The organism is Tepidimonas sediminis (assembly GCF_007556605.1).
GTDB lineage: Bacteria > Pseudomonadota > Gammaproteobacteria > Burkholderiales > Burkholderiaceae_C > Tepidimonas > Tepidimonas sediminis.
Genome location: NZ_VJND01000001.1, coordinates 304503 through 320700, shown reverse-complemented (window position 1 = coordinate 320700; position 16198 = coordinate 304503). Strand labels below are relative to the sequence as shown.

The 16198-nt window shown below is 71.7% G+C and carries 14 protein-coding genes; 3 read left to right on the top strand and 11 right to left on the bottom strand.

The window, feature by feature from the left end:
• Position 1: 1 nt before the first annotated feature.
• The gene (locus tag Tsedi_RS01490; RefSeq protein ID WP_143892861.1) at positions 2–523 is read right to left on the bottom strand and encodes a cyanophycin metabolism-associated DUF1854 family protein; all 522 of its coding nucleotides are present in this window, start codon (positions 521–523) and stop codon (positions 2–4) included.
• The gene (locus tag Tsedi_RS01485) at positions 507–2801 is read right to left on the bottom strand and encodes a cyanophycin metabolism-associated ABC transporter (protein ID WP_143892860.1); all 2295 of its coding nucleotides are present in this window, start codon (positions 2799–2801) and stop codon (positions 507–509) included. Before Tsedi_RS01485 ends, Tsedi_RS01490 begins: the two co-directional genes overlap by 17 nt.
• A gap of 113 nt (positions 2802–2914) precedes the next feature.
• On the opposite strand from Tsedi_RS01485, the gene Tsedi_RS01480 reads away from it, so the two are divergent.
• Positions 2915–5089 (top strand): cyanophycin synthetase, encoded by a 2175-nt coding sequence (locus Tsedi_RS01480; RefSeq protein WP_143892859.1) that lies wholly within the window; start codon positions 2915–2917, stop codon positions 5087–5089.
• Positions 5090–5109: 20 nt separating this feature from the next.
• Positions 5110–7707, top strand: coding sequence for a cyanophycin synthetase (cphA, locus tag Tsedi_RS01475; RefSeq protein ID WP_143892858.1), 2598 nt, complete (start codon positions 5110–5112; stop codon positions 7705–7707).
• A gap of 24 nt (positions 7708–7731) precedes the next feature.
• Here the strand turns inward: cphA and Tsedi_RS01470 are convergent, their stop codons facing one another.
• The 8 genes from Tsedi_RS01470 to Tsedi_RS01435 form a co-directional block, all read right to left on the bottom strand.
• Positions 7732–8652 (bottom strand): LD-carboxypeptidase, encoded by a 921-nt coding sequence (locus Tsedi_RS01470; protein ID WP_143892857.1) that lies wholly within the window; start codon positions 8650–8652, stop codon positions 7732–7734.
• A gap of 7 nt (positions 8653–8659) precedes the next feature.
• On the bottom strand, positions 8660–9748 hold the full coding sequence (gene tadA, locus Tsedi_RS01465; RefSeq protein WP_185970539.1) for a tRNA adenosine(34) deaminase TadA: 1089 nt from the start codon (positions 9746–9748) through the stop codon (positions 8660–8662).
• 17 nt (positions 9749–9765) lie between these two features.
• Positions 9766–11382 (bottom strand): glutamine-hydrolyzing GMP synthase, encoded by a 1617-nt coding sequence (guaA, locus tag Tsedi_RS01460; protein ID WP_143892856.1) that lies wholly within the window; start codon positions 11380–11382, stop codon positions 9766–9768.
• Positions 11383–11389: 7 nt separating this feature from the next.
• The gene (locus Tsedi_RS01455; protein WP_185970538.1) at positions 11390–11818 is read right to left on the bottom strand and encodes a type II toxin-antitoxin system VapC family toxin; all 429 of its coding nucleotides are present in this window, start codon (positions 11816–11818) and stop codon (positions 11390–11392) included.
• Positions 11818–12096 (bottom strand): type II toxin-antitoxin system Phd/YefM family antitoxin, encoded by a 279-nt coding sequence (locus tag Tsedi_RS01450; RefSeq protein ID WP_143892854.1) that lies wholly within the window; start codon positions 12094–12096, stop codon positions 11818–11820. The genes Tsedi_RS01455 and Tsedi_RS01450 overlap by 1 nt, the downstream gene beginning before the upstream one ends.
• An 82-nt stretch (positions 12097–12178) precedes the next feature.
• Positions 12179–13651: an IMP dehydrogenase gene (guaB, locus tag Tsedi_RS01445; protein WP_143892852.1), complete on the bottom strand. Its 1473-nt coding sequence runs from the start codon at positions 13649–13651 to the stop codon at positions 12179–12181.
• An 86-nt stretch (positions 13652–13737) separates the two neighbouring features.
• Entirely contained in the window at positions 13738–14043 is a 306-nt protein-coding gene (locus tag Tsedi_RS01440) for an RnfH family protein (RefSeq protein WP_246099134.1), read from the bottom strand.
• 7 nt (positions 14044–14050) lie between these two features.
• Positions 14051–14503: a type II toxin-antitoxin system RatA family toxin gene (locus tag Tsedi_RS01435; RefSeq protein WP_143892848.1), complete on the bottom strand. Its 453-nt coding sequence runs from the start codon at positions 14501–14503 to the stop codon at positions 14051–14053.
• A 33-nt stretch (positions 14504–14536) separates the two neighbouring features.
• Here Tsedi_RS01435 and smpB point away from each other — a divergent pair, with 33 nt between their 5' ends.
• Positions 14537–15016 (top strand): SsrA-binding protein SmpB, encoded by a 480-nt coding sequence (smpB, locus tag Tsedi_RS01430; protein ID WP_143892846.1) that lies wholly within the window; start codon positions 14537–14539, stop codon positions 15014–15016.
• Positions 15017–15037: 21 nt separating this feature from the next.
• Here the strand turns inward: smpB and Tsedi_RS01425 are convergent, their stop codons facing one another.
• Positions 15038–16180: an enoyl-CoA hydratase/isomerase family protein gene (locus Tsedi_RS01425; protein WP_143892844.1), complete on the bottom strand. Its 1143-nt coding sequence runs from the start codon at positions 16178–16180 to the stop codon at positions 15038–15040.
• Positions 16181–16198 lie beyond the last annotated feature (18 nt).

Here is a 16198-nt window from a genome sequence, read left to right as displayed (position 1 = left end):
CTCACATGAAGCGATCGAGCAAGCGCCGGCTGTGGCGGTCCAGCCGCTGCGGATCGCGGATCAGGTACTGCACGCCGTGCGCATCCTGCACCAGCAGCACGCCCGGGGCGATGCGGCGGATGTCCTCCTCGCCCTTCAGCACGAAGCGCGTGCGCCCGCGGTCGGTCTCCACCGTCCAGGTGCTCGGCGTGGCAAAGGAGCTGACCTCCACCAGCCGCAGGATGCGCGGCAGGAATTCGCGCTCCGCGAGCGCCTGCTCCAGCAGGGCGCGCTCGCCCGGCGCCAACGCGGCCGGATCGGACCAGTAAGCCACCTCGTGCCCATCCGGCCCCAGCAGCGCCACCTCCGCCTGCGGCGCCTGGATCGGAAAGGCGCGCACCGGCGTCACCGGCCCGATCCAGACGCCGTCATCGCGGCGCCACTGCAGCTGACCGAGCGCATTGCGGCGCAGCCGCGCATCCGCTTCGGCCGCGCCCTCCCCGGCTGCGCGGGCGATCCCCTGGGTCTCAGGCTTCGCTGACATCGTCCCTCCAGCGTTGCCGCTGCGCCTCGGCCTGGCGTTGCTGCGCCTCGTACAGGCGCCAGTAGGCGCCGCGGCGTGCCAGCAGCTCGTCGTGCGTGCCCTCCTCCACCTTGCGGCCCTTGTCCATCACGACCAGACGATCGGCGCGGCGCAGCGTCGAGAGCCGGTGCGCGATGGCGATCGTCGTGCGCCCGCGCACCAGGTTGTCCAGCGCCTTCTGGATCTCCTTTTCGGTCTCGGTGTCGACGCTGGCGGTGGCTTCGTCCAGGATCAGGATCGCCGGATCGATCAGCAGCGCGCGCGCGATGCTGATGCGTTGCCGCTCTCCGCCCGAAAGCCCCTGCCCGCGCTCGCCCACCAGCGTGTCGTAGCCCTGCGGCAGACGCAGGATGAACTCGTGCGCGTGCGCGGCGCGCGCGGCGGCGACGATCTGCTCGCGCGTGGCGTCGGGCTTGCCGTAGGCGATGTTGTCGGCGATGGTGCCGTAGAACAGGAACGGCTCCTGCAGCACCAGCCCGATGTGGCGCCGCCAGTCGGCCACGCGCACGTCGCGCACGTCCACGCCGTCGATCAGGATGCGCCCCTCGGCGACGTCGTAGAAGCGGCAGATCAGGTTGACCAGCGTGCTCTTGCCCGAGCCGCTGTGGCCGACCAGGCCGATCATCTCACCGGGGCGGATCTCCAGATCCAGCCCCTGGATGACGCTGCGGTTGCCGTAGCGAAAGCTCACCCCCTCCAGCTTCAGGTGCCCGCGCACCGGGGGCAGCGGCACCGGCTGCACCGGCTCCGGCACGCTGCTCCTGTGGTCGAGGATGTCGAAGATGCGCTTGGCGCCGGCGGCGGCCTTCTGCGTCACCGAGACGATGCGGCTCATCGAGTCCAGCCGCGTGTAGAAGCGCCCGATGTAGGCCAGGAACGCCGACAGCACCCCCACCGTCACCTGCCCGCGCGCCACCAGCCAGATGCCAAAACCCCACACCACCAGCAGGCCGACCTCGGTCAGCAGCGACACCGTCGGCGAAAACAGCGACCACAGCCGGTTGAGCCGGTCGTTGACCGCCAGGTTGTGCCGGTTGGCGTCGCGGAAGCGCTCGGCCTCGCGCGCTTCCTGCGCGAACGCCTTGACGACGCGGATGCCGGGGATGGTGTCGGCGAGCACCGAGGTCACCTCGGCCCAGACGCGGTCGATCTTCTCGAAGCCGGTGCGCAGCCGGTCGCGCACGACGTGGATCAGCCAGCCGATCAACGGCAGCGGCAGCAGGGTGGCCAGCGCCAGCGGCGGGCTGATCGAAAACAGGATCACCGCCGTCATCAGGATCATCAGCACGTCGGTGGCGAAGTCCAGCAGGTGCAGCGACAGGAAGATGTTGATGCGGTCGGTCTCCGAGCCGATGCGCGCCATCAGGTCGCCGGTGCGGCGGTTGCCGAAGTACTCCAGCGACAAGCCGAGCAGGTGCTCGTAGGTGGTGGTGCGCAGATCCGCGCCGATGCGCTCCGACACCAGCGCCAGGATGTAGGTCTTGGCCCAGCCCAGCCCCCAGGCCAGCACCGCGGCGCCGAACAGCCCCGCCAGCAGCAGCCCGACCAGCCCCCAGTCCACCGGCTGTCCGTTCTGGAACGGGATCAGCACGTCGTCCATCAGCGGGATCGTCAGGTACGGCGGCACGAGCGTGGCCGCGGTGGAGGCCAGCATCAGCACGAAGCCCAGCAGCAGCTGCCAGCGGTACGGGTGCGCGAAGCGCCAAAGCCGCAGCAGCGTGCGTGTCGTCGGCGGTGTCTCCACCACCTGCGTGCACACGGAACACGCCTCGTCGTCGGGCTCCATCGGGCTGTGGCAGACCGGACACTGCAGCGTCTGCGCCGGGATGGCCGCCGACGTCGGATCGGGGCTCGATTCGCGCCGCGCCTCGAAGCGCTCCAGCAGCCGGCGGGCCGCCAGCTGCCGCCCGAGGGTGCAGCTCCACACCGCCAGTCGACGCTGCGGCTGGCCGTCGGCGTCGAGCTCCAGCAGCTCCAGTGTCGCCACGCCATGCTGATCGTGCATCTGCAGCGACAGCCCGGCTCCGATCGGCCAGCGCTGCACCGCCGCATCGGGCCGTGGGGCCCACAGCAGCTGCGCACCGGCGATCCACAACAGCCCTTCGGCGAAGCGCAGCTGCTCGTCCAGGTCGGTCTGCAGCCAGGCTTCGGCCGCAGCGCCGGTGGCCGCCACCGTGGCACGCCAGATCGGCGGCACGGCTGCCGCATCGGCCACGGGTGACGGCTTCGGATACGACATGTTGCAATTCGGTTGCGGTTGTAACAGGACGCGGCCCGCGCACAACCGCCACAATAGCGCTTGACAGCAACGGACGGGGCCCCGCATTCTACGGTGCCTCCTGGAACCCGCCCATGCCCCCCACCACCATCGAGATCCTGCGCATGCGCCATCTGCGCGGCCCCAACCTGTGGACCTACCGCGCGGCGCTGGAAGCCCTCATCGACATCGGTCCGCTGGAGGACCGTCCCTCCAACACCCTGCCCGGCCTGACCGAACGGCTGACGGCCTGGTTGCCGGGGCTGGTGGAGCATCACTGCGGCGTCGGCGAACGTGGCGGCTTCCTGCAGCGGCTGCGCGAGGGTACCTGGGCCGGCCACATCCTGGAGCACGTCGCCATCGAGCTGCTCAACCTCGCGGGGCTGCCCACCGGCTTCGGGCAGACCCGCTCCACCGACCGACGCGGCGTGTACAAAATGGTGATCCGCGCCCGCCAGTACGAGGTGGCACAGGCCGCGGTGCTGGAGGCGCGCGACCTGCTGTGCGCGGCCATCGACGACCGACCGTTCGACCTGGTGGCTGCCGTCAAGCGGCTCAAGGGCCTGGTGGATCGCTGGGCGCTGGGGCCCAGCACCGCCGCCATCGTCGATGCGGCCACGGCGCGGCGCATCCCGCACATCCGTCTGATCGAGGGCGGCAACCTCGTGCAGCTCGGCTATGGCGCGCAGCAGCAGCGCATCTGGACCGCCGAGACCGACCGCACCAGCGCGATCGCCGAGGGCATCTCGCGCGACAAGGACCTGACCAAGCGGCTGCTGGCCGAGTGCGGCGTGCCGGTGCCGGAAGGCCGCGTGGTGGAAAGCGTCGAGGATGCGTGGGAGGCGGCGCAGGCCATCGGCCTGCCGGTGGTGGTCAAGCCCTCCGACGCCAACCATGCGCGCGGCGTGTCGCTGGACGTGCGCACGCGCGAGGAGCTGGAAGCTGCCTGCCGGCTCGCCGAGCGCGAGGGCTCGGAGGTGATGGTGGAGCGCTACATCCCCGGCACCGAGCACCGCGTGCTGGTGGTGGGCGGGCGCATGGTGGCCGCCAGCCGCGGCGAATGTGCCTGGATCACCGGCGACGGCCAGCACACGGTGCGCGAGCTGATCGAGCGCGACATCAACAGCGACCCGCGCCGCGGTGAGGAAGAGGAATACCCGCTCGACACCATCCGCCTGCCGGAAAACCGCGACGTGATGCTGGAGCTGCAGCGCCAGGGGCTGACCCCCGACAGCGTGCCCGAGGCCGGCCGGCGGGTGCTGGTGCAGCGCACGGGTCTGCTGACCGACGACGTCACCGACCTCGTGCACCCCGACATCGCCGAGCTGACGGCGCTGGCCGCGCGCGTCGTGGGTCTGGACATCGCCGGCATCGACCTCGTCGTGCAGGACATCGGCCGCCCGCTGGCCGAACAGGGCGGCGCCATCGTCGAGGTCAACGCCGGCCCCGGGCTGCTGCCCCACCTCAAGCCCGCGCGCGGCACACCGCGGCCGGTCGGCGAGGCGATCGTGGCCCACCTCTTTCCGCCGGGCCAGACGGGCCGTATCCCCATCGTCGGCGTCACCGGCACGCGCGACACCGCGGCGCTGGCGCGGCTGATCGGCTGGCTGCTGCAGCGCGGCGGCCAGCACACCGGCGTGGCCTGCGACGGGCGGATCTATCTGCAGATGCAGCCGGTGGACGCCGGCGCCCCCTCGCCATGGGAGGCCGGCCAGCGCATCCTGATGAACCGCCGCGTGCAGGCCGCCGTGATCGAAAGCTCGCCGCGCAGCATCCTCGACGAGGGGCTGCCGTATGACCGCTGCCTGATCGGCGTCGTCACCGACGTGCCGCCGCCGCGGGGGCTGGACGATCACTTCATCACCACCCAGGAACAGATGCGCAAGGTGCTGCGCACGCAGGTCGACGTGGTGCTGCCCGAAGGCTGCGCGGTGCTCAACGCCGACTGCGAGGTCTGCGCCAGCCTGGCCGAGCTTTCGGACGGCGCGGTGCTGTTCTACAGCGACCAGGCCGACCACCCGCTGCGCGCCGAGCACGTCGCCCAGGGCGGACGCTTCGTCACCGTCGAGGACGGCTGGGTGACGCTGGCGCGCGCCGGCGGCGCGCGGCCCGTGTTGGCGCTGGATCACCCCGGTGTGCAGACGCTGCTGCGGCGCGTGCGCCCGCACACGCTGCTGGCCGCCGTGGGCGCGGCGGTGGCGCTGGAGCTGCCCCTGGACCTCGTCCGCGCCGGCCTGGAGGTGGCCGCCGTCGAGCTGCCCGATCTCTGAACATTGCCGGATCTCCCACCATGAAGGTCAACCGCCTGCGGGCCCTGCGCGGCCCCAATCTGTGGAGCCGCCACACCGCCATCGAGGCCACCGTCAGCTGCACGCCCGAGGAGTGCGACCTGGGCCGCCTGGAAGGCTTCGACGCCCGGCTGCGCGAACGCTTTCCGGCCCTGGGAGCGCTGCCGGAGCCGACCGCCGAGGGCGTGATCACCATGGCGCATGCGCTGGAGCTGGCCGCGCTGGCGTTGCAGACCGAGGCCGGCTGCCCGGTGAGCTTCTCGCGCACCATCGCCGCGCCCGAGCCCGGCATCTATCAGGTGGTGGTGGAGTACAGCGTCGAGGAGGTCGGTCGCGCCGCGTTCGACGCCGCGCTGGAGCTCCTGCAGGCGGCGCGTGACGGGACACCGTTCGACGTCGGCGCGGTCGTCGCCCGGCTCAAGGAGCTGGACGAGGACCTGCGCCTGGGGCCGTCCACCGGCTCGATCGTGGAGGCGGCCGTGCGCCGCGGCATCCCGTACCGGCGGCTGACCAGCGGCAGCCTGGTGCAGCTCGGCTGGGGGTCGAAGCAGCGGCGCATCCAGGCCGCCGAGTGTGACAGCACGAGCGCCATCGCCGAGTCGATCGCCCAGGACAAGGAACTGACGAAGAAGCTGCTGCACGCCGTGGGCGTGCCGGTGCCGCTGGGCCGCCCGGTGCGCGACGCCGAGGACGCCTGGCGCGCCGCGCAGGAGCTGGGCGGCGCGGTGGTCGTCAAGCCGCGCGACGGCAACCAGGGCAAGGGCGTCACCGTCAACGTGCGCGAGCGCGAGCAGGTACTGGCCGCCTACGAGACCGCCAGCCGCCACGGCAGCGAGGTGATGGTGGAACGCTACCTGCCCGGCATCGACTTTCGCCTGCTGGTGGTCGGCAACCGGCTGGTGGCGGCGGCGCGGCGCGATCCGCCGCTGGTCATCGGTGACGGGGTGCACACCGTGCGCGAGCTGGTCGAGCGCGTCAACGCCGATCCGCGCCGCGGCGACGGCCACGCCACGCCGCTGACGCGCATCCGGCTCGACGCCATCGCGCAGGAGCGACTGGCGCAACAGGGCCTCACCCCCGACAGCGTGCCCGCGCTGGGCCAGCGCGTGGTGCTGCGCAACAACGCCAACCTGTCCACCGGCGGCAGCGCCACCGACGTCACCGACGAGGTGCATCCGCTGGTGGCGCAGCGCGCGGTGCTGGCGGCGATGACCGTGGGGCTGGACGTCTGCGGCGTCGACGTCGTCTGCCAGAGCATCGTGCATCCGCTGGAGGAGCAGCAGGGCGGCATCGTCGAGGTCAACGCCGCCCCGGGCCTGCGCATGCACCTGAGCCCTTCCTACGGCAAGGGGCGCGACGTCGGTCAGGCCATCGTCGACCACATGTTCCCGCCCGGCGAGGATGGACGCATCCCGCTGGTCGCGGTCACCGGCACCAACGGCAAGACCACCACGGTGCGGCTGACCGCCCATCTGCTGGCCGCGCACGGCTGGCGCGTCGGCTTCACCGACACCAACGGGGTGTACGTGCAGGGCCGCGTGATCGACCGCGGCGACTGCTCCGGCCCGAAGAGCGCGCGCCGCCTGCTGGCGCACCCGGATGTCGACGCCGCGGTGCTGGAAACCGCACGCGGCGGGATGCTGCGCGAGGGGCTGGCGTTCGACCGCTGCCTGGTGGCGGTGGTGACCAACATCGGCACCGGCGACCACCTCGGCCTGAACTACATCACCACCACCGAGGATGTGGCGGTGCTCAAGCGCGTCATCGTGCAGAACGTCGCCCCGCACGGCTACGCGGTGCTCAACGCCGCCGATCCGCACTGCGTGGCGATGGCGCCGGCCTGCCCCGGCCAGGTGATCTATTTCGGCCCGGACGCGCGCCATCCGGTCGTGGCCACGCATCGGGCGCTGGGCAAGCGCGTCGTGTTCGTCGACCAGGGTGCCCTCGTCGCCGCGGAGGGGGGATGGCAGGTGCGCCTGCCGCTGGCCGATATCCCGCTGACCAACGGCGGCCGCATCCCGTTCCAGGTCGACAACGCGATGGCCGCGGTGGCCGCCGCCTGGGCCGCCGGCGCCAGTTGGGAGGCCATCGCGCGCGGGCTGGCCAGCTTCGAGGCCACCGTGCAGGCGGTGCCCGGCCGCTTCAACCGCTTCGACTACCGTGGCGCCACCGTCATTGCCGACTACGGCCACAACCCGGATGCGATCGCCGCGCTGTGCCGCACGGTGGAGGCGATGCCTGCGGCCAAGCGCATCGTCGTCATCAGCGCCGCCGGCGACCGGCGCGACCAGGACATCGTCGAGCAGACGCGCCTGCTCGGCCAGGTGTTCGACGAGGCGGTGCTGTACGAGGACGCCTGCCAGCGGGGGCGTGCCGACGGCGAAACCCTCGCGCTGCTGCAGCAGGGGCTGCAGGGCGCACCGCGCACCCGCTGGCACGTCGCCATCCGGGGCGAATTCGCTGCCATCGACACGGCGCTGCAGCGGCTGCAACCGGGCGATCTGGCGCTGATCCTGATCGATCAGGTCGACGAAGCACTGGCGCACATCGCGCGCCGCGTGGCCGAGGCGTCGGCACCCGCGGCCGCGACGGCGGGCTGAGGATGCGAGCGGCCTGCGCGCCGCTCAGCCCCAGAACAGCACTGCCTCGCGCCCCTCGACCACCAGCTCGACCGGCCGCCCGACCGGCAGCACGACCTTGGTCGGCACGTGCCCGAACGGCAGGCCGGTCAGCACCGGCATGCCGGGCAGCTGCGCGCGCAGCCACTGCACGACCGTCTGCATGCGGAAACCGCGGTCGTGCGGCGTCAGCGTGTAACGGTTGAAGGCTCCCAGCAACACGGCACGCTGCCGCGGCAGCACACCGGCCAGCAGCAGCTGCGTCAGCAGCCGCTCGATGCGATAGGGGTGCTCGCCGACGTCCTCCAGGAACAGCACGCCGCCGTCCACCGCCGGCAGGTACGGCGTGCCGACCAGGTTGGCCACGATCGACAGGTTGCCGCCCCACAGCGTCGCGCCCTCCAGCCGCCAGCCCCGCTGCAGATCGGGGTGCGCGCGCAGGTCAGCTGGCGGCAGCCGCCAGCCGGCGCCCTCCCCCACTCCGTGCACGAGGTCGTCGAAGCACGCCATGGTGATCTCATCCACCGTCTCGCCGGCCCAATCCTCCAGCAGGGCCGGGCCGGCCCAGGTCGGCGTGCCGCGCTGCGCCAGCGCCGCCAGCTGCAGCGCGGTGAAGTCACTCAAACCCATCCACGCCATGCCGCGCCGCGCCGCGGCGTCGATGGCGTCGTAAGGCAGCCGCGGCAGCAGGCGGGTCAGACCATACCCCCCGCGCGTGGTCAGCGCCACGTCGGCGCCGCTGGCCGCCGCGCGCGCGATCGCCTGCAGCCGCGTCTCGTCATCGCCGGCGAAGCGCTGATGCCGCGCCAGTGTCGCTTCGTCCAGCACGACCTCGTGGCCGGCGGACTGCAGGCGTCGAACCGCGCGGCGCAGACCGGCGCGGTCACGCACGGCGCCGCTCGGGGAATAGACGTAGATCAGGGCCATGGCGGCATTATCGGACCGGGTCGACCGCCGGGGCAGGCCACCACGCGGCCCAGGCGCGCGCCCCCGCCCGGTGGCCACGATCCGGGTACGGCGCCTGCTGCCACGGGCCGGGCGCAAGCAGCCGCGAGGCGTCCACCGGGATCGCCCGCAACAGCCGCGGGCCGAGCGCCGCCCGCAGCGCCGGCAGCAGCGCCTCGGCCCCCGGCGCCAGCCACAGACGCACCGCCGGCACCTGCAGCGCCTCCAGCCAGCCGGTCAGCACCGCGGCGTGCCGCGCAGGGGTGTGCCAGCGCTCCTTCTTCGGCTTGTCGCTCTGGCCGAAGCCGATCAGGTCCGGCACCAGGCAGCGGCCGCCTGCCCCGCCCCGCCCCGCCAGCCACGGCAGCCACTGCGGCCACCAGCCGTCCGGCCCGTGCAGGCAGAGTTCGACCTCCGCGGCCGCACCGTCGCCGACATCCAGCGCGTGCAGGCGCAGGCCTTCCAGTGCCGCCGCCTCGCGTTGCCAGTGATGCGAGACCTCCTCACGCCGCAGCCCGGCCGACGCCGCCATGGCCCAGGCGGCGTCGAACGCATCCTCGGGCGTGCGCAGCGCGTCGTCACGCAGCGGCACCGCCTGCGCGCGCTGCTGCGCGCGGCGCTGGCGAAAGAAGGACTGCAACAGGGCTGCCGCCTGATCGGCCAGCACCCCGCCGAGCACCTGCGTGTGGGCGTTGAGCGCTGGCAACGCGAACAGGTCCAGCACCGATCCGGCCGCGCCGCTGCGCGGCTCCGCCGCCCCGTAGACCACCCGCGCCAGCCGTGCGTGCAGCGCCGCCTGCGCGCACATCGCGCACGGCTCCAACGTCACGTACAGCGTGCAACCGTCCAGTCGGTAGTTGCCCAACGCGCGCGCCGCCTCGCGCAGCGCGACGATCTCGGCGTGCGCCGTGGGATCGCCGCTGCCCACCGGCTGGTTGTGCCCACGGCCGACGATGCGCCCGGCGTGCACCACCACCGCCCCCACCGGCACCTCGCCGGCATCGGCGGCCTGCCGCGCCAGCGCCAGCGCCTCGGCCATCCAGCGCGCGTCGTCCGGGATGGTCGACGTCGGCTCCATGGCGGGCGCGTATCCGTTCACTCCCACTCGATCGTCGCCGGCGGCTTGGAGCTGACGTCGTAGGTGACGCGGTTGATGCCGCGCACCTCGTTGATGATGCGGCTGGAGACGCGCTTGAGCAGGCCATAGGGCAGCTCGGCCCAGTCCGCGGTCATGAAGTCGCTGGTCTGCACCGCGCGCAGCGCGACCACGTAGTCATAGGTGCGACCGTCACCCATCACGCCCACGCTCTTGACCGGCAGGAACACCGCGAACGCCTGGCTGACGAGGTCGTACCAGCTTTTGCCCGAGTTCGGCTCGATGGTGGAGCGCAGCTCCTCGATGAAGATGGCATCGGCCCGCCGCAGCAGGTCGGCGTATTCCTTCTTCACCTCGCCGAGGATGCGCACGCCCAGGCCCGGCCCGGGGAACGGGTGGCGGTAGACCATGTCGTGCGGCAGGCCCAGCGCCACGCCGAGCTCGCGCACCTCGTCCTTGAAGAGGTCGCGCAGCGGCTCCAGCAGCTTCAAGCCCAGCTGCTCGGGCAGGCCGCCGACGTTGTGGTGGCTCTTGATCGTGACGGCCTTCTTGCTCTTGGCCCCACCCGACTCGATCACGTCCGGGTAGATGGTGCCCTGGGCCAGCCACTGGATGCCCTTGGAGCCGGGGCGCGCGGCCTTGAGCTTTTCGGCCTCGGCCTTGAAGACGTCGACGAACAGCCGGCCGATGATCTTGCGCTTCTGTTCGGGGTCGGTCACGCCGGCCAGCTCGCGCAGGAACAGCTCGCTCGCGTCCACCCGGATCACCCGCGCGTGCAGCTTGCCGGCGAACATGTCCATCACCATGTCGCCCTCGTGCAGGCGCAGCAGGCCGTGGTCGACGAACACGCAGGTGAGCTGGTCGCCGATGGCGCGGTGGATGAGCGCGGCGGCCACCGACGAATCGACCCCGCCCGAGAGGCCCAGCAGCACCTCCTCGTCGCCGACCTGGGCGCGGATGGCCGCCACCGCCTCCTCGATGTGGTCGCGCATGATCCAGTCGGGCCTGGCGCCGCAGATCTCCAGCACGAAGCGCTCGAGAATCGCGCGGCCCTGCACGGTGTGCGTCACCTCCGGGTGGAACTGCACGCCGTAGAAGCGCCGCGTCTCGTCGGCCATGCCGGCGATCGGGCACGAGTCGGTGCTGGCCATCAGCTTGAAGCCGGGCGGCAGCTCCACCACCTTGTCGCCGTGGCTCATCCACACCTTCAGCATCCCGTGCCCTTCGGGCGTGTGGAAGTCGGCGATGTCCTTCAGCAGCGCCGTGTGGCCGCGCGCGCGCACCTCGGCATAGCCGAACTCGCGCACCGGTGAACCCTCCACGCGCCCGCCGAGCTGCTGCGCCATCGTCTGCATGCCGTAGCAGATGCCCAGCACCGGCACGCCCAGCTCGAACACCGCATCGGGCGCGCGGTCGTCCACCTCGTAGACGCTGGCGTGGCTGCCCGACAGGATGATGCCCTTGAGCCGCCCGTCGGCGGCGTACTGCCGCACCCACTCGCTGCTGACGTCGCAGGGGTGCACCTCGCAGTAGACGTGCGCCTCGCGCACGCGCCGCGCGATCAGCTGCGTGACCTGCGAGCCGAAGTCGAGGATGAGGATTTTGTCGTGGTTCATCGTGAGGTCAAAGTTCAAGGCATTCCACGCCACGGGCGCGCGCCGCGGCGATGAGCTGCCGGTCGCGGGAGGCGAGCTGCGCACTGCGGCGCTTCGCGAGTTCGAGGTAGGCCGCGTCGTAGAACGTCAAGCCGCTTTCTCGCGCGAGCCGCAGCGTTTCCCGTCGTTGCTCGGGCGTCGGCGCATCTTCGATCGCGACACGCGTGGACAGCAGCAGATCCAAGCCGGCCTCCACAGCCCCGGGGGCAATGCGCCCGCGCCGGGCGGCCATCAGCAGCAAGTTGCCGACCTCCCAGCACCACAAGGCTGGTGCCCAGAAACGCCCTTCGTCGGCACAGGCCTGGGCGAACCAATCCTCCGCCGTCTCGCTGCATTCGTCCGGCAACAACCACGCTGCCGCAACCGACGCATCGACGACCACCGGGACCGCCGTCACTAAGTCCGTCCCTCGTCGCGCAGGGTTTTCCAATCCGTCACCCCCTGGATGGCCGGGGCACCCGCCGCCAGCCGCCGGTAGGCACGCAGCCGATCCAGGGCCCGTCGCCGCAGGAGGTCGCGAGTGCCGGCCTCGCTACCCTCGGAGCAGGAGGGATCGCGTACCAGACGGGCCACCCGGTGCCCTCGGCGCGTGATCACGATCTCCTCGCCCGCCTCGACAGCCTGCAACAACGCCGAGAGCCGCTCTCTGGCCTCGTGTACGGAAACGGTCTGCATGGCCACAACCCCTGTTCGTCGCGAGTCTGAATCGTAAGACCGAAACGCCGCACATGGATCGCGCGACAGGCGGGCGGCCCGATCAATCCAGCCGGTAGTTCGGCGCTTCCTTGGTGATCTGCACGTCGTGCACGTGGCTTTCGCGGATGCCGGCGGCGGTGATCTCGACGAAGGCGGCCTTCTCGTGCAGCTCCTCGATGCTGGCGCAGCCGCAGTAGCCCAGCGCCGCGCGGATGCCGCCGGCCATCTGGAAGATGATCGCCACCACCGAGCCCTTGTACGGCACGCGCCCTTCGATGCCCTCCGGCACCAGCTTGTCGGCGTTGGGGTTGGCGGCCTCGTCGTTTTCCTGGAAGTAGCGGTCGGCGCTGCCGGCCTTCATCGCGCCGATGGAGCCCATGCCGCGGTAGCTCTTGTAGCTGCGCCCCTGGTACAGGATCACCTCGCCGGGCGCCTCCTCGGTGCCGGCGAACATGCCGCCCATCATCACGCTGTGCGCGCCGGCGGCCAGCGCCTTGGCGATGTCGCCGCTGTAGCGGATGCCGCCGTCGGCGATCAGCGGCACGCCGCTGCCCTTGAGCGCCTGCGCCACGTTGTCGATGGCGGTGATCTGCGGCACACCGACGCCGGCCACGATGCGCGTGGTGCAGATCGAGCCCGGCCCGATGCCGACCTTGACCGCGTCCGCCCCGGCCTCCACGAGCGCGCGCGCGGCCTCGCCGGTGGCGATGTTGCCGCCGACCACCTGCACCTGCGGGAAGTTGCGCTTGACCCAGCGCACGCGGTCCAGCACGCCCTTGCTGTGGCCGTGGGCGGTGTCGACGACGATCACGTCCACGCCGGCCTTGACCAGCGCCTCGACGCGCTCGTCGGTGCCGGGGCCCACGCCGACCGCCGCCCCGACGCGCAGGCGGCCGTTGTCGTCGCGCGCGGCGTTGGGGAAATTGAGCTGCTTGGTGATGTCCTTGACGGTGATCAGGCCCTTCAGTTCGAAGGCGTCGTTGACGACGAGCAGCCGCTCCAGCTTGTGCTTGTTCAGCAGCGCCTTGGCGGCCTCGGGCGTGGTGCCTTCCGGCACGGTGACCAGGCGCTCGCGCGGCGTCATGATCTCGCGCACCGGCGCGTCCATGCGCGTCTCGAAGCGCAGGTCACGCCCGGTGACGATGCCGACCACCTTGCCGCCCTCCACCACCGGGAAGCCCGACACGCCCAGCTCGTCCGACAGCTTGACGACCTGGCGCACCGTGGTGTCGGGGCTGATGACGACCGGGTCGCGCAGCACGCCGGACTCGTAGCGCTTGACCTTGGCCACCTGCGCCGCCTGCTCCTGCACCGACAGGTTCTTGTGGATGATGCCGATGCCGCCCTCCTGCGCGATGGCGATCGCCAGCCGCGCCTCGGTGACGGTGTCCATGGCGGCCGACACCAGCGGCAGGTTCAACTCGATGTCGCGGGTCAGGCGTGTCCGCAGCGAGGTGTCCTTGGGCAGAACCTGGGAATAGGCGGGAACGAGCAGGACGTCGTCGAACGTCAGGGCTTTTCCGAGCAGGCGCATGGGGATGGCTCCAAAAGGTCTATTGTACGCGGCGGGTCGCCACCGGCCAGCGGCGCGCCGTGCGGCACATCCGCGGCGCAGCCTCGTCAGCGGCGGCGCGCGAACAGGCCCGGCGCCCGCGCCCCCTGCCGCTGGAAGCGCTCGCGCCGCGCCACCTTGGGATCGACGCGCAGCGGCCGCGTCAGCTCGAGCCGGTCACCGTCGCGCAGGGCGGTCTCCATCGCCACGCGCCGCCCCCACACGCTGGCGGCCAGCGCCCCGGCCGCCAGCGCCTCGGCCACGTCCCAGCCGCTGGCGGCCAGCGCACGCGCCACCGAGGCCCCGTCGGGCAGCTCCAGCGTGCACTCGCGCACGCGGCGCGGCGCCTCGGCCCAGACCAGTTCCACCCGCATCGCCGCCCTAACCCGCGCCATAGACCTGGTCGGCCCGCTTGACGAAAGCGTCGACCAGCGTGTCGGCGATGCGGTCGAACACCGGCCCGACCAGCGCGGCCAGCACGCTGCTGGCGAAACCATAGGTCATCACGAAATCGATGCGGCAGGCGCGCTGGTCGCCCTCGCCCAGCGGCGTGAAGGTCCAGTCGCCCTGCAGCTGCGAGAACGGCCCATCCACCAGTTCGATGTGAATGCGCCGCCCCTCCTCGTGCACGTTGCGGGTCGTGAAGCTCTTGTGCACGCCACCGAAGGCCATGCCGATGGAGGCCACCATGCCGTCGGGGGTGCGCTGCAGCACACGCCCGTATTCGCACCACGGCAGGAACGCCGGGTAGCGCTCCACGTCGGCCACCAGCGCGAACATCTCCTGCGCGGCGTGCCAGACGAGCACCGATTTGCGGACCGTCTTCGGTTTCATAGAATGAAGGGCTTTGCCCGATTGTAGGCCCCCATGAACGCCCCGAAACGCAAGCCCCTGCCGGCCCTGATCGCCGACAACAAGAAGGCGCATTTCAACTACCACATCGAGGAGCGCTTCGAGGCGGGCGTCGTGCTGCAGGGATGGGAGGTCAAGGCCATCCGCGATGGCAAGGCGCAGATCACCGAAGGCTACGTCGTGGTGCGCGACGGCGAGCTGTTCCTGATCGGCTGCCTGATCCATCCGCTGCGCACCGCCTCGACGCACGTCCGGGCCGACAGCGCGCGCACGCGCAAGCTGCTGATGCACAAGGCCGAGATCCGCCGCCTGATCGGCAAGGTGGAACAAAAGGGCTACACCCTCGTGCCGCTGAACCTGCACTGGAAGAACGGACGCGTGAAGTGCGAGATCGCCCTGGCGCGCGGCAAGGCCCAGCACGACAAGCGCGCGACCATCAAGGAGCGCGAGGGCAAGCGCGAGGTCGAGCGGGCGCTCAAGCACGCCACGCGTTGACCGCCGCGCCGCCGTCGCGCGTCAGGCCAGCCCACGCAGCGGATGCGCGTGCGCCGGCCATGGGCTCGCGAAGAATGGCGTCACCATCTCCGGGGTGACATCCTCCAGACGGGCCGGGTTCCAGCGCGGCTGGTGACCCTTGTCGACCGCCAGCGCGCGGATGCCCTCCACCGTCTCGCTCTGCGCCGGACTGCGGCCCAGGTGGCGCGGATGGAAGCAGTGGCGCACGAGGTCGCGCTCCAGCCGCAGCGCGTCGGCCAGTGTCATGGCGCGGGCGCGGCGGATCTGCTCGCGCACCACGTGCAGCATCAGCGGGCTGCGCTGGCGCAGCGTGGCCAGCGCCTGCGCCGCCGCCTCGGTGCCGGCGGCCTGCAGCCCTGCCGCGACTGCCGTCACCGTCCCGGCGCCGAATGCCTGCTCCACCTCCGGGGCCAGCGGCGCCACGGTGCGGGCGCCGGCCCGCCGCCAGTCCGGCTGCGCATCGACCCAGCCCTGCCAGGCGGCCAGCCATGCCTGCGGGTCGGGTGCCGCCAGCGTTCCCAGCGCCTCCCAGGCGCGTGGCAGGTCGTCGGCCGGGGCGGCCACGTCCGCCAGTCCCCAGGCGAGCGCCTCTCCGGCGCCGACCGTCACGCCGGTCAGACCCAGGTACTCGCCGACGTGCCCCGGGCAGCGTCCGAGGAACCAGCCGCCGCCGACGTCGGGGAACAGGCCGATCGCGGTCTCGGGCATCGCCATGCGCGTGCGCTCGGTGACGACGCGCACCGCAGCGCCCTGGCTGATGCCCATGCCGCCGCCCATCACGACCCCGTCCATGAAGGCGACGTACGGCTTCGGATAGGTGAAGATGAGGTGGTTGAGCGTGTATTCCTCGGTGAAGAAATCTTCCAGGCGCGGATCGCCGGCCAGCGCGGCCTGGTGGAAGAAGCGGATGTCGCCGCCGGCGCAGAAGGCACCGAACGGCCCGTCGCGGCCCATGCCGCGGATCGCCACCGCCACGATGCCGTCGTCGTCGCGCCACGCCAGCAGCGCCTCGGTCAGCGCCCGCACCATGCCGAGGTCCAGCGCATTCAGCGCGCGCGGCCGCGCCAGCGTGAGCCGGCCCACGCCGCTGGGCGTGCGCTCAATGAGCACATGTTCACTCCACGGGGAAGGCAGGGTCGTCATGGTCGTGTCTCCTTGCGA

What these genes read in the sequence shown, in the direction of transcription:
- Tsedi_RS01490 (WP_143892861.1), bottom strand. Translation starts at nt 523, where the DNA reads ATGTCAGCGAAGCCTGAGACCCAGGGGATCGCCCGCGCAGCCGGGGAG.
- Tsedi_RS01485 (WP_143892860.1), bottom strand. Translation starts at nt 2,801, where the DNA reads ATGTCGTATCCGAAGCCGTCACCCGTGGCCGATGCGGCAGCCGTGCCG.
- Tsedi_RS01480 (WP_143892859.1), top strand. Translation starts at nt 2,915, where the DNA reads ATGCCCCCCACCACCATCGAGATCCTGCGCATGCGCCATCTGCGCGGC.
- cphA (WP_143892858.1), top strand. Translation starts at nt 5,110, where the DNA reads ATGAAGGTCAACCGCCTGCGGGCCCTGCGCGGCCCCAATCTGTGGAGC.
- Tsedi_RS01470 (WP_143892857.1), bottom strand. Translation starts at nt 8,652, where the DNA reads ATGGCCCTGATCTACGTCTATTCCCCGAGCGGCGCCGTGCGTGACCGC.
- tadA (WP_185970539.1), bottom strand. Translation starts at nt 9,748, where the DNA reads ATGGAGCCGACGTCGACCATCCCGGACGACGCGCGCTGGATGGCCGAG.
- guaA (WP_143892856.1), bottom strand. Translation starts at nt 11,382, where the DNA reads ATGAACCACGACAAAATCCTCATCCTCGACTTCGGCTCGCAGGTCACG.
- Tsedi_RS01450 (WP_143892854.1), bottom strand. Translation starts at nt 12,096, where the DNA reads ATGCAGACCGTTTCCGTACACGAGGCCAGAGAGCGGCTCTCGGCGTTG.
- guaB (WP_143892852.1), bottom strand. Translation starts at nt 13,651, where the DNA reads ATGCGCCTGCTCGGAAAAGCCCTGACGTTCGACGACGTCCTGCTCGTT.
- Tsedi_RS01440 (WP_246099134.1), bottom strand. Translation starts at nt 14,043, where the DNA reads ATGCGGGTGGAACTGGTCTGGGCCGAGGCGCCGCGCCGCGTGCGCGAG.
- Tsedi_RS01435 (WP_143892848.1), bottom strand. Translation starts at nt 14,503, where the DNA reads ATGAAACCGAAGACGGTCCGCAAATCGGTGCTCGTCTGGCACGCCGCG.
- smpB (WP_143892846.1), top strand. Translation starts at nt 14,537, where the DNA reads ATGAACGCCCCGAAACGCAAGCCCCTGCCGGCCCTGATCGCCGACAAC.
- Tsedi_RS01425 (WP_143892844.1), bottom strand. Translation starts at nt 16,180, where the DNA reads ATGACGACCCTGCCTTCCCCGTGGAGTGAACATGTGCTCATTGAGCGC.